This window comes from Brevibacillus invocatus, assembly GCF_003710915.1.
Taxonomy (GTDB): domain Bacteria; phylum Bacillota; class Bacilli; order Brevibacillales; family Brevibacillaceae; genus Brevibacillus; species Brevibacillus invocatus.
In genome coordinates this window covers 1-12,493 of the sequence record NZ_RHHR01000014.1, presented here as the reverse complement: position 1 = coordinate 12,493, position 12,493 = coordinate 1, and the positions used below count along the sequence as shown (strand labels likewise).

General features: G+C 50.3%; 12 protein-coding genes, 1 pseudogene and 1 riboswitch. Of the genes and pseudogenes, 2 read left to right on the top strand and 11 right to left on the bottom strand.

What is annotated here, in order from left to right; genetic code table 11:
- Positions 1-15: 15 nt before the first annotated feature.
- The 7 genes from EDM52_RS09710 to EDM52_RS09680 form a co-directional block, all read right to left on the bottom strand.
- Complete coding sequence (locus EDM52_RS09710; protein ID WP_122908811.1) at positions 16-2,730, bottom strand: glycerophosphodiester phosphodiesterase family protein; 2,715 nt, start codon at positions 2,728-2,730, stop codon at positions 16-18.
- The gene (locus EDM52_RS09705) at positions 2,727-3,536 is read right to left on the bottom strand and encodes an HAD-IIA family hydrolase (RefSeq protein WP_122908810.1); all 810 of its coding nucleotides are present in this window, start codon (positions 3,534-3,536) and stop codon (positions 2,727-2,729) included. Before EDM52_RS09705 ends, EDM52_RS09710 begins: the two co-directional genes overlap by 4 nt.
- 203 nt (positions 3,537-3,739) lie before the next feature.
- Positions 3,740-4,585: an energy-coupling factor ABC transporter ATP-binding protein gene (locus EDM52_RS09700; protein ID WP_122908809.1), complete on the bottom strand. Its 846-nt coding sequence runs from the start codon at positions 4,583-4,585 to the stop codon at positions 3,740-3,742.
- A complete protein-coding gene (gene cbiQ / locus EDM52_RS09695; protein WP_122908808.1) occupies positions 4,582-5,385 on the bottom strand; it encodes a cobalt ECF transporter T component CbiQ in 804 nt (267 codons plus the stop codon). The genes EDM52_RS09700 and cbiQ overlap by 4 nt, the downstream gene beginning before the upstream one ends.
- Entirely contained in the window at positions 5,382-5,666 is a 285-nt protein-coding gene (locus EDM52_RS09690; RefSeq protein ID WP_122908807.1) for an energy-coupling factor ABC transporter substrate-binding protein, read from the bottom strand. The genes cbiQ and EDM52_RS09690 overlap by 4 nt, the downstream gene beginning before the upstream one ends.
- The gene (locus tag EDM52_RS09685; RefSeq protein ID WP_122908806.1) at positions 5,663-6,433 is read right to left on the bottom strand and encodes an energy-coupling factor ABC transporter permease; all 771 of its coding nucleotides are present in this window, start codon (positions 6,431-6,433) and stop codon (positions 5,663-5,665) included. Before EDM52_RS09685 ends, EDM52_RS09690 begins: the two co-directional genes overlap by 4 nt.
- Before the next feature lie 142 nt (positions 6,434-6,575).
- A riboswitch (cobalamin riboswitch) is annotated at positions 6,576-6,772 on the bottom strand.
- Positions 6,773-6,883: 111 nt separating this feature from the next.
- A complete protein-coding gene (locus tag EDM52_RS09680) occupies positions 6,884-7,975 on the bottom strand; it encodes a quinone-dependent dihydroorotate dehydrogenase (protein ID WP_122908805.1) in 1,092 nt (363 codons plus the stop codon).
- A 141-nt stretch (positions 7,976-8,116) separates the two neighbouring features.
- Here EDM52_RS09680 and EDM52_RS09675 point away from each other — a divergent pair, with 141 nt between their 5' ends.
- Positions 8,117-8,674, top strand: coding sequence for a GerAB/ArcD/ProY family transporter (locus tag EDM52_RS09675; protein WP_122908804.1), 558 nt, complete (start codon positions 8,117-8,119; stop codon positions 8,672-8,674).
- Between the two features lie 55 nt (positions 8,675-8,729).
- On the opposite strand, the gene ald is transcribed toward EDM52_RS09675, so the two are convergent.
- From ald to EDM52_RS24610, 4 genes are all read right to left on the bottom strand, one after another.
- Positions 8,730-9,854, bottom strand: a complete 1,125-nt coding sequence (gene ald, locus EDM52_RS09670) for an alanine dehydrogenase (protein WP_122908803.1) — start codon at positions 9,852-9,854, stop codon at positions 8,730-8,732.
- A 128-nt stretch (positions 9,855-9,982) separates the two neighbouring features.
- Positions 9,983-11,218 carry a PucR family transcriptional regulator gene (locus EDM52_RS09665; RefSeq protein WP_122908802.1) on the bottom strand — a complete coding sequence of 412 codons (1,236 nt, stop codon included), beginning with the start codon at positions 11,216-11,218 and terminating at the stop codon, positions 9,983-9,985.
- Positions 11,219-11,391: 173 nt separating this feature from the next.
- Entirely contained in the window at positions 11,392-11,745 is a 354-nt protein-coding gene (locus EDM52_RS09660; protein ID WP_122908801.1) for a response regulator, read from the bottom strand.
- A gap of 106 nt (positions 11,746-11,851) precedes the next feature.
- On the bottom strand, positions 11,852-12,022 hold the full coding sequence (locus tag EDM52_RS24610; protein WP_183184979.1) for a hypothetical protein: 171 nt from the start codon (positions 12,020-12,022) through the stop codon (positions 11,852-11,854).
- Positions 12,023-12,281: 259 nt separating this feature from the next.
- On the opposite strand from EDM52_RS24610, the pseudogene EDM52_RS09655 reads away from it, so the two are divergent.
- A pseudogene (locus EDM52_RS09655) lies at positions 12,282-12,493 on the top strand (IS5/IS1182 family transposase); the annotation flags it as partial.

Below are 12,493 nucleotides of genomic sequence, written 5' to 3'. Positions count from 1 at the left end.
GTTAATGTTTCTCGATTATTGCTTTGGTGCATCGAGCAGCTTTTGCGCATAATCCGTGATGATGCCGCCAATTCCCCATTCGGTGACTCGCTTCATGTCCGCTTCTTCATTGACCGTATAAACAGACAGGATGATCCCGCGATGTTTGGCGTATCGAACCAGCTCCGGCGTCACGATCTCTTGGTTGATAAAGTAGGTGGCATTCAGCTGGACAGCATCTGTCACCACCTTCTCCGCATACTGATCGAGCTTTTCTTCCGGCTTGGTCCCGCTCAGGGTAAAACCCAATCCAAGCTCCGGATTGATTTTGGCGAAACGCTCCAGTACTTCTGAGCTGAAGCTGCTCACGATCACGTCTGCGACCATGTCATGCTCCTGTATGACCTCGGCCATTTCCTTTTCATATCCGATTCCTTTTGCTTCGAGCAGCAGAACCGCCTTGCCCTTCGCAAATGCCAGCAACTCATCGAGTGTGGGTATGACAGCATCCGTAATATCCGGCTGATACCAGGATGGATTCTTCGGATCGAGCTTGTTTGCATTCAGCTCTCGCAATTCCTTCAAGGTATAATCCTTCACCTTGCCCGTGCCGTCTGTGGTGCGCTCCAAATCAAAATCGTGGATAATGACCAGATGGCCGTCTTTTGTCATGTGTACATCTGTCTCGATCAGATCTGCACCGAGTCTGACCGCTTCTTCAAAGGCGTACATGGTATTCTCGGGCTTTAAGGAAGGCACTCCCCGATGTGCCATAACCATTGGAGGCTGTGTGATGCTGTTCTCGGGATACGTTGCGAGCACCTTGTGAACCTGCTCAGGCGAATCCGAGAGAATACCCGCCACGCCTTGTGGGATCATTTCCTCTGCCTGACTTTTATTTTTCCGATCCATCCCCCATACGGTCAACCCGCGATGGCGAAAATAGCGGATCACATCCTTAGACAAAGCGCTTTGTTGCAAAACGACGACATGCGACTTGCTGCTTCTGGCTTCCAGGACGATTTCTTTTCGTTTCTTTTCATTCAGCTTGCCTTCTTGGACCAACAGAGCACCGCGGTACTCGTTATTTTTTTCACGCATCTCTTTCAAGATGTGTGGACGAGAAGAGACGATATGCACATCGGTGAGGTCGCGTTCGCGCAACAGTCGATCCACTTTGGCTACCAAGTCCTTGTCCTCGATTTGCACAACCGGGATGGCCTTGCCCTCAAGTTTTTCCAGCACGTCTTCCAGCTTCGTGCCGTCCTGAGTCACGACGCTGTCCCTCCCAGATTTTTTCAACGATACAAACACAGAGGATACTTCTTCATCCAGCATGTCTTCCAAATCACTTTTCTTGTCGTACACCCCGATCACGGTAGGCGGAAGTACGATTCCTGTCTCGGGCTCATTCACGACCAGAACCTTTTCCTTCAGATCCGAAACAGGGACTCTGTCCTCGTGTGCTTCGGGACCGAACAACAGCATGCCGGGACTCGGCTTGGGCTGATCGACAAAATCTACGGAGGCGTCGTTGGTATCGGTTGCCGTCAACCGTTCCATCGCGTGTCCGCCTGCCACTCCCGGGTGAGCCGTCACTTCGGGAAAAGTTGCACTACCATACGTCATAGCGTCCACGACATTTTTATCCGGATCCATCAAAATGACATGGTCTCCGCCATTCGCCAGATAGATGCTCCCTGTTGCCCAATCGCTGGGGAGAAGCTCAGGAACCTCCTCCATCGAATCGAACAGCTCAAAATCTGGCGTGGTTTGGTGTCTTTCTACAATCCCGTCGGCGTAGCGGGCAATCACGATCGTTTGGTATGGCTCGATCTTTGTGCCTTCCGGGAATTCGTTCATCCCTTCATTACCACCCCGGGTCTCCTCGTCCCCGATCAGGTAGCCACTCAGATCAATCGTTTTCTCCGATATATTGGTGATTTCGATAAATTCACCTGTGCTCTCATCAAAAAGCGGATCGTTTACTACTTCCGTGATGAGTAAGCTTTTGCTGTTTGGATCCTCTGGAGCTTCTGGTTCTCTGTCAGATATGCGCATACTTCCTGGAGACGGTGTCCCGGGCACGAAATCAGCGGAAGGGTCACCTGTCACATACTCTCTTTGCAGCGATTGGCCAATCACCTTTACGGATGTAGCTGCTTTGACGGTTTGTCCATTCCATTGCGTATCATTGATATAGGGCACGTAATCAATGACATTTTCATCTCGATCCATCAGCAGCAGATCATCGCCGCCGTTCGCCAGGATGAGCGTTCCCGTCGCCCAATCAGCAGGCAGGAGGTTTGGCGTTTCCGGATCATCCTCCGGGTTGTAACGAGAGACTGGAGGAAATTCATAATCAGGCGTGTACCCGTACTTGCTCTTGTTGATCATAGCCGACTGGGCGATGACGATCGAAGCTCCCGGTGGAAGCAGTGTCCCTTCCGGAAAGGCGAACATCCCTTCATTACCGCCACGGGTCTCCTCATCGCCGATCAGGTAACCGCTGATATCGAGTGTCTCTTCTCCCAGATTGCTGATTTCCACAAATTCCGTGCCATCATCGGAACCTTCTGCATCGTACAAAATTTCCGTAATGCGCAGCGTACTAGCTTGCTCATCTCCAATCGCCTTTGCGTACTTCGCTGCTGCAACCGTCGTCTCTGCGTAGACGGGCATACTGCCTGCGACCACGCTCGCCACCATCAGGGACCAGATCACCTTTTTCCCTTGCTTCCCCATTTTCATCGTTTTCCCGCCTCTCCTGATTGTCCTGAGTGCAATGCCCCAAGTGTCGGAAGGATGTAATCCGGGACGATCTCGCTGGCTTCCAGCTCGCGTTTGGTCGTCACTCCGGTAAGGACCAAAGCTGTCTTCATCCCGCTGTTTTTGCCGAGCAGGATGTCCGTCTCCAAACGATCTCCCACCATCAGACATCGTTTGGGCAAGACATCCAGAAGCTGAAAAACCTTCTGTGCGTAATACGGAGATGGTTTTCCAATGACGTCCGACACGCTTGCTTCGCTCGCGGTCTCGATGGCCCTTGCCAGGGAGCCGGTATCCGGGACCGCTCCACCCTGTACGGGACAGACCGGATCCGGATTGGCTACGATCAGCTGTGCACCACCTCGCACAGCATCCGCTGCCTGACGCAATTTCTCATAGGTAAAAGTCCTGTCCATGCCGACCAGTACATGCGTCGCTACTTTTGGATCCTGCACCAGTTTTATTGGAAAGCCCATCATCTCTCTTTCCATCGCTGGTTCACCAACGATGAGGACGCGGGCTGTACTGGCTTTTTCTTGAAAATACAAGGCGGCTGCATAGGCAGCAGTCATGATCTCTTCCCGCAACACGTCTACGCCGAGCTTGCTCAGGCGCAGCAGACAATCCTCTCTGGTCTGAACGGTCGTATTGGTCAGGAACATGACCTTTTTCTGATTCTTGCGCAAAGTCGCGAGCGTCTCCTCTACATCCGGAAGCAACCGATCGCCGAGAAAAATCGTTCCATCCAGATCAAAAAAATACGCATCGAATAAAGCAGTATCCAGCAAAACGGTTTGCTCGCTCCTCTCCAGCCGAACGCAAAAATACCCTCATCCAGCAGCAGCATAGAGAAAACAAACCGAACCCGTCGGTCTGCCTTGCCAAATGCTGTCGCTGTATGAGGGCGTTCTCCGCGTCTCGACCCACTACAGTCGTGTATGGTGTTGTTGATAGAAATCATATCAAGGAAATGTTAAGAAAATGTTGACGCTCATACAGTTTTTTGTAAAATGCGCTTTCTCAGTTCGCCAAGCGACCGGGGTGTTCCGCCTCCCCAGCTCTCTCTCAAGTCAAGCGGCAAGGACTCCCACACCTCCGCGATGAGCGGCACGCCCAAATCCAGGCGCTCCAGCATGTCCCGCTTCACAAGCGCTTCCTCAGGCGCTCCCTGAAAAACGGCCTGACCCGCGTCCAGGACACACATCCACTCCGCCCATTCAAACGCAACGTCCAGATCATGAGTAGCCATCAGCACTGTGGTCCCGTTGGCGTGGATCTGATCCAGCTCACGCAGCAGATTCTTCGTTTGGTAGCGGTCCAGGTACGCAGTAGGTTCGTCCAGCAGCAAGAGCTCCGGCTTCAGGACCATGACGCCAGCCAAAGCCAGACGTCTTTTTTGACCCAGACTCAGATGATGAATAGGTACATCTGCCATCGCCAGCAGTCCAAACCGCTCCAGAATCAGGTGTACTTCTTCCCGAACCAGCTCAGGAGCCAGCTTCTGATTGAACAAACCGTACGAAACATCCTCCGATACTGTGCTTGCAATCAGCTGATGCTCCGGGTCCTGAAATACCAAGCCCACTTTTTTCGTCATCTCCTGCAAAAAAGAGCGCTTGTAGACAAAAGGCTGTCCTCTCCAAAAAACTTGTCCTTGCTGGGGTTGAAAAATACCATTTCCGTGCAGAAACAAGGTAGATTTTCCGCAGCCGTTGCGTCCAAGCAAGACGCACTTCTTCCCTTCCGGAATCCCCAGAGATACGCCGCGCAAAACAGGCGCTTTTCCTCCTGGATAGGTGTACTGCACATCTTTAAATTCCAGCAAATTCGTCGTCACAAGCGCAATCCCCCTATCCACAGCTCCAGCAGTATCAGTACAAGACAGCCTAGGTACGACTCCCATTCATAGCGACGAGAACGGCTATGCGTCACGATGCCTTGCACCTGAAAGTGTTCGGTCATTCCTCTCGCGGCCATCCCCTGATACAGCCGCTCATAGTGGCGCATGGAACGCGCAAAAAGCTGTGCTGCCAATTGGCCCACGTCTTTCAAGCTAGCCCGAAAACCCTGATGACCGCCTCGCGAGCGCTGAGCCACCCATAGCTGCATCGAGAGACTCAGCAGAACAAAGATGAAGCGGTACATGACCATCAACAAATCAATCACCAATGCTGGCACTCTCGCCTTGCGCAGCACCTGCAGGATTTCGGAAAATGGTACGGTAAACAGAATAAACGAAAAGACCGCAAGACTCGACATTGTCCGGCAAAAGAGATCCAGTACCCGCTGCAGCGAAGACACAGAGACGGTAAAGAGATAACCTCCTGCCTGCCACCATAAGACGAATCCACTAGCGTCGAAGGGATCCGGTGCACGACTGACATCAATAAGCAGAGCGGGAAGTCCAGCTGCAAAAAAGCTAAATGGCAACAGCAAAAACAGGAGATAATGACGCATGGGGATGCGGGCGTAACCTACCACCCACAACCCCATCCAGAAAAAGACCAACACCTGCACGAGCCTATGTCCAGCTATGACGAGAACAAGTAGAATGATACCTAACAACAGCTTGTGCACAGGCGATAGATGACGCAGCCGATTTTGATAGGCTAACGTATCGAGCTGCTGCCACTTCATCTTTTCTGTCTATCCAACCGACCTTTGTACAAGCCTACAGCATAACCGATCACGCCTGCTCCGACAGCAGCCTGAACGGCAAACAGCAAGCTCTCCGTCTCCCCGCCCGGCGGCTCCAAAAGCGGCTGGAACCACGGCTCGTAAGCAGGAGCGATTTCTGTGATTGCTTCCTCCGCTGCCCCATCTGCTCCTCCAAACTCGGAATCCTGCACCAGCAACAGCGGGACGATCGCCAATATGACAACTCCCAAGAGCAACAGCCAATTCATGCCTTTTTTCACAACGATTCCTCCCGTTTCAGCAAGCGTAATTGTACCAGTTCCTTGGCATTGTAAGCCTGCAGCCAGTTCCATACGAGAACCGTCAGCAACCCCTCACTGATCGCCAAAGGAATTTGCGTCACAGCGAAAATGCCAGCGAATTTGGCGAGGGAAGCAAGCACGCCGCCTGTTTCGGCTGGAAATGCAAGAGCCAGCTGGAATGAAGTGACGAGATAGGTAGACAAATTCGCCAAGGATGCGGCGGCAAAGATTGCGACTCGTTGTCCACCGTTGGCACCTGTAATCAAGCGATAGACACCATATGCCACCAACGGTCCTACTACCGCCATCGATACAGCATTGGCTCCAAGCGTTGTCAAGCCACCATGCGCCAAAAGCAATGCCTGGAAGAACAATACGAGGCTCCCCAGCACAGACATCGCCAACGGACCGAACAGGACAGCACCCAGCCCTGTTCCTGTGGGGTGCGAGCTGCTGCCCGTGACGGAGGGAATCTTCAGCGCAGACAGAACAAAAGCGAACGCACCGGCTACCCCCAAAAGTAGCTTCATCTGAGGATGGTCCTTGACGATCTTGTTGATTGAACGCAAACCCAGAATAAAAAATGGCAAGAAGACAACCCACCAAAATATTGCCCAGGGGATGGGCAAAAACCCTTCCATGATATGCATGGCATGTGTAGTCTGCGGCTCATTCATCAGAAAGTACATGACAAAACCAGCGACTAGCAAAGCGCTAGACATGAATCTTGAGCGTTTCCCGTTCATTCACGCATTCCTCCTCAACCGTTTTCTTTCTCCGAAAACCAAAAAATCCCATCCAGTTGACGGATGGGTTGTGTGCAAACAAACAATCGACCTTTTGACAAGTCGAATTGTCCCTTACTCACCTCTCCTTTCCGCGAAGGTATCTGGGTGGGGCAGCTAGGTAGGTCTCCTGGCTTCCAGATCATGGCGCTCTTTCTCCTTCCCCATCACGTGGATGAGTGGAATACGTTCAAAGAGAGCTCCCTGGTTACAGTGGCGGGACCGCTCGGGACTTTCACCCGATTCCCTGTTACCCTTTATGCGTTTGCACATAAAGGCACCTAATGCCAACCGTATCAAGTTGTTGGACGCATTCGTACTCGTCCATCTTCATTATACGCCTACCCTCTTCAAAAGATAAAGAAGGGAAACAAAACCGATGATCGCATTCATCATCGGTTTGCGGCACCATTATTTTCGAGCGTCTACACCTACTGCTTCACGAATGTGGCTAAATCCGTCCTTTGCCATCAGTTCCAGCAGCTTTTTGTTGATCTGCTTGGCGATCCCGGGACCTTGGTAGATCATTCCGGTATAGACCTGAACAAGGCTTGCACCAGCACGTATTTTTTGGTATGCGTCCTCGCCTGTAAAGATTCCACCAACCCCAACTACAGGGACCTTGTCTCCTACTTCCTGATAGATTTCCCGCACCCATTCCGTCGATCGTTCGGTCAATGGCTTGCCGCTCAATCCACCCATTTCTTCTGCGCGAGGGTGATTCTGGACGGCTTCTCTGGAGAGGGTGGTGTTGGTTGCAATAATGCCAGAAATTCCTTCCTCGACAGCCGCATGGATGACATCATGCATCTGCTCGTCCGACATGTCAGGCGCGACCTTCAAGAGAATCGGCTTTTGCTTTGCCCCGCGCATTTCCAGCTCAGCAGCCTTTTCCCGAACAGCGCGAATGAGTACCCGCAAGCTCTGGGTTTCCTGCAGATCACGCAGATTAGGTGTATTGGGCGAACTGATATTGATCACAACATAATGTCCGTAGGAATACAGCATGTCCAGGCATTTGCTGTAATCACTGGCTGCCTCTTCGTTCGGCGTTGTTTTATTCTTGCCTATGTTGATTCCGATAGGAGCATCCGAATAGGCATAATCGATCAGGTTCTTGCCAGCCAGGTAGGCTCCGTAGTTGTTAAAGCCCATGCGATTGATCACGGCTTGATGTTCGGACAGACGAAATAGTCTCGGCTTGGGATTGCCCGGCTGTCCTTGCGGGGTCACCGTTCCAATCTCGACAAAGCCAAAGCCCATCGCTGCCAAAGCATGGTATACTTCTGCATTTTTATCAAAACCAGCAGCCAGTCCGACTGGATTGGGAAAGGTAAGTCCCCACAGTTGTGTTTCCAAACGCTCGTTTTTTATTCCGTACATCATTTTCAACAGACGCTTGCCCACTGCGGATTCTTCCGCCAGCTTCAATGCGTGAATCGTCTTTTCATGAATCTCTTCCGGGTCCTGCTGGAAGAGATATTTTCGCACTAGTTGATACATCGTAGGCTGCACTCCTTACTCCGTTTCTCCTTCACAGTAGGATACCACACTTTCGAAAGGAGAGTAACCTTTATCCGTGATACATATTTCCAATTCAACAGGCAAATCCTAGATGGAAAAATTGGCATCGGCCAAACCATTATGATGATCATGCTCACTATTGGCTTCACCAATCACGTTACTGTCATTCCCTTGCTGTTAAGCAAAGCTGGGCGAGATGCGTGGCTGAGTATCCTGATTGCAGCTATTCCCTTTGTGGGGTGGGTGTGCATTCTTTATTTCATCAATAAGCAGCTCCAACAAGAATCCTTGTATACCTGGATCAGGCGTTCGACCAACAAGTTTGTCGGGAATCTGCTGATCATTCCCATTCTCTTTTGCCTGTACATGATGGCACTCGTTCATTTGATCGACACGCAAACCTGGACGAATGTGAACTATCTGCAGCGCACGCCCGAGTGGGTCGTTGCCCTCGTGCTGGTGATATTTTGTGTCATTGCGGCGAACGGTGGGATTGCCCCTTTGGGTGTTACCTCAGGCATTTTATTGCCATTTGTCTCCCTGCTGGGATTTTATGTAGCGCTTGGCAATGTTCCCAAAAAGGACGCCTTAGCTGAAGTGAATGTCCTCGTCTATTTAAGTGATTCCGGCAAGATGAAATTGAAATGGTATGATTACCCTGAAACGCTCTTGCCCTGAGCGCATGCAAAAACGGCCTGCCTCTGAGTAGAGAGGCAAGCCGTTTATTTATTCCTTAGTTTTTCACCAGCAGGACTTCTTCCACAGAAGCGTAAGGCAGGTTGTGGGCATCCGCTACAGCTTTGTAGCTCACTTTTCCGTCGATGACATTTACGCCTTTTGCCAGTTGTTTATTATCACGAATCGCTTGCGCATAGCCCTTGTTCGCCAGTTGAACCGCATAAGGCACGGTTACATTCGTCAGTGCCAAAGTCGATGTGCGCGCTACAGCACCAGGCATATTCGCTACCGCGTAATGGATTACACCGTGTTTTTCGTAGGTAGGGTTGTCATGAGTGGTGATGCGATCGATGGTTTCAATCGAACCGCCTTGGTCGATGGCAACGTCAACGATCACGGAACCAGGTGTCATATTTTTAACCATTTCTTCCGTCACCAGACGTGGCGCGCGGGCACCTGGGATCAGAACAGCTCCAATCAGCAGGTCAGCCTTTTTCACAGCGTTGGCGATGTTGAAGGAGTTGGAGATCAGTGTCTGTACGCGGCCTTGGAACAAATCGTCCAGCTGACGCAAGCGATCTGCATTGACGTCGATGATGGTCACATTGGCTCCCAAGCCTACTGCCATTTTCGCAGCGTTGGTTCCGACGATCCCGCCGCCGATTACGACAACTTCACCTTTTGGCACGCCAGGTACGCCACCGAGCAGTACACCTTTGCCGCCGTATTGTTTCTCCAGGAATTGTGCGCCGATCTGTACGGACATGCGGCCTGCTACTTCGGACATTGGCATCAGGAGCGGAAGAGCGCCATTGTCGAGCTGGATGGTTTCATATGCGATCGCGATAACCTTTTTCTCCATCAGAGCGCGGGTCAATTCAGGCTCTGGAGCCAGGTGCAGATACGTGAACAGAATCAGGTCTTCACGGAAATAGCTATATTCAGCAGGGAGAGGTTCTTTCACTTTCATCACCATGTCAACTGCCCAAGCCTCTGCCGCAGTATCTACAATCTGTGCACCCTGAGCTGCGTAGTCTTCATTGGTAAAGCCACTACCTAATCCCGCATTGTTCTCGATGCGAACGGAATGCCCGTTTTGTACAAAAGCAGCAACGCCTGCTGGAGTGATGGCAACGCGATTTTCATTGTTTTTTATTTCCTTCGGTACTCCGACGATCATGATAGGTAGTCCTCCTTGGAAATGCCGTATTAAATGATTATTAACATTGTACAGCGATTTTAGAGCGGATTTCCTTGGAGATTCCCTTAATCTTGATGTTCTGCTCTTTGTGGATATTCACAAACGAACTACTGTTCCTGATTTATTTTTGATATTTTCAGCTCCAGATACAAAGCTGCTCGCTGGTTCATGTTTTCAAGATCTACTTGCATGATCTCCTCGATCCTTCGGAGTCGATAGCTGAGGGTATTGATATGGATGTGTAGAGACTGGGCCGTTACGTTCATCTTTCCGGCAGCGTCCAGAAACGTCTCCAAGGTATCCAGCATAGCTGTTTGATTGTCCCGATCATATTGTCTGAGTCGCTCAAGTCGCTCATTTTTGTACCCCTCTTCTTCCTCCCACTGCTTCAGCTTTAACAAATACCGATAGATGCCCAGCTGATGATAGCCGTGAATGCCTTCTGTTTCACGCGGGAACAGTTTTTTCACCTTGACGGCGTGCAGAGCCTCCCTGTAGCTTTTCACAATCTGGGAATAGCCCTTGTACTCACGGCCGTATCCGGCAATCACCTTGCCCTCGCTCGCATGTGTAACCAGCTTGCTCAAGGAATCCGCGAGAAATTGCTCCACTTTACGCAGCAGCACATCTCTCTCGTCTTTTTTGCCGTCCAAAAGTCCAATCAGCAAAATAATTTGCGAGCCGTCCACGACCCAATACAGCTTATCGCGCATCAAAAGCGGGTACAGATACTGGTCGAGCCGTGCACCTGCCGCTTCCACGATACAGATCAAAGAGTGGGATGGCATTTGCATCTGCAGACTATCCGCCTTTTGCCTGATTGCTGCCTCGCTGCTGTGATTGCCCAACAATAGCTCCCAGAGAAATTCGGTACGGCGCTGCTCCTCAGCCTTCCTCTTTCCCTGGCGCTGAATCAACCGCGAAACAGCTGCTTTGGCTGCCTGTCGCAATATTTCATCATCTTCAGGGGTTAGCGGCCTGTTGACTTCCTGCGCCCAGATATACCCCAGTACATCCGTGCTTCTCTTGATGGCGATGGCCACCCGCTTCCCGAGTCCAATATCGTCCTTGGCTGGAATATGGACCGGATCATCCTGCGTTAAAAGCTCCTGGAATACTCCGTCCTTCCACAGGCGGGTCAATACCTTCTCGGGTACCCTTCGTCCCATGATGGTGGACCATCTGGCAGGATCTGTACTGTCGCCATGAGAACTGTAGGCGATCAGTTTGTGGTCGGCATCTTCAATCGTGATCGGATTTTGCAAGAGTTCTCCGATCAGATCCGCTAATTCATCCATATCTGCATGTTGATACTGTTGAAAGTAATTGGGTTGAAGCGACACTGTCTCACCTCTTTGCCGAACATGTTTGCGTGTTCTTTTATTATACCCTAAAGATGGATGATCGCTAAAGAAACTGTTGCGGAATTGTCGATGCAAAAACGCCAACCAAGCTGTCCCCGCTCTTCTTCGGGTGACAGCTTGATTGGCGTTATCGTGAAACGGGGAACACAGTCCTACAAAAGTCGTGCAATGGCATCCAAAATCTGTTCTTTCTGAAATGGCTTGATGACAAAGTCACTTGCTCCGGTCTTCATCGCCTCTAGTACCTTTTGTCGATGACCAATTGCAGAGCAAATCAACACTTTGGCATTGCGGTCAAAGTCCAGGATCTCACGCATGGCATCAATTCCATGCATGTTCGGCATCGTGATGTCCATCGTCACGATATCCGGCTTCAGTTCCTTGTATTTTTCGATCGCTTCCAGACCATCACTGGCTACACCACACACCTCATGATGGCCATCCACCATATCGCTCAACATCATTCTCATAAAAGCTGCGTCGTCAACTATCAGCAAACGGGCCATGAATGTTCAATCCCCTCGCTTTACTCACTCTCTTTATCTTATTTTCCAGAAATCCAAGAGCTTGTCCACGAGAGAATATGACTAGTTTTGTCGAAATACAAGTTCATCACATGAAATCATCGGTTCCGTATGAGGCATTTGGACTATCGCCTGTATCAGGGTGTGGAGTATGATCCCCGATTTCAGGGGAATCTACTTGTCTGATCTCATCCGGAATATGAATTTGCGGGAGTTCAATCATTTCCTTGTTCTGATCCTTATCCATCTTCTTTCTCATGACCTCCCTCCTATTGAGCGTGTGTGCAACATCCATTCTTCCTTATCTTGCCCCTCGGCTCCCTGTCCAATTCTATGTCCTAAACTTTGTCATATTCTCTGGATTTACCAGCAGGATTTATGTTTAACTAAGTGAATCAATTTCATAAATTAGAGCCCTACGGGCTCAAGGTTTTTTGAGCATAGAAAAAGGAGTACCTCCCCAAATCTCTAATAAGTTAAGTGCAACCAAAACTTATGAGAACTGGAGGTGACTCCCAATGTCCATTATAAGACAAGGAAGCCTGTTTGATATACAAGAATTATTCGATTTAGAACCTCCCAAACGATTTGGAGCGATTTTTTCCACCCTTGACATCGATCCGATTCTTTGTGTTATCTCCAAAAAGTCGATCTATGGAGCTCCTACTGAGTTGAATTATGCTGCTATGCTGTATTCTTTGGTCGCTCGAATCGTAGAACGGATTCCAAC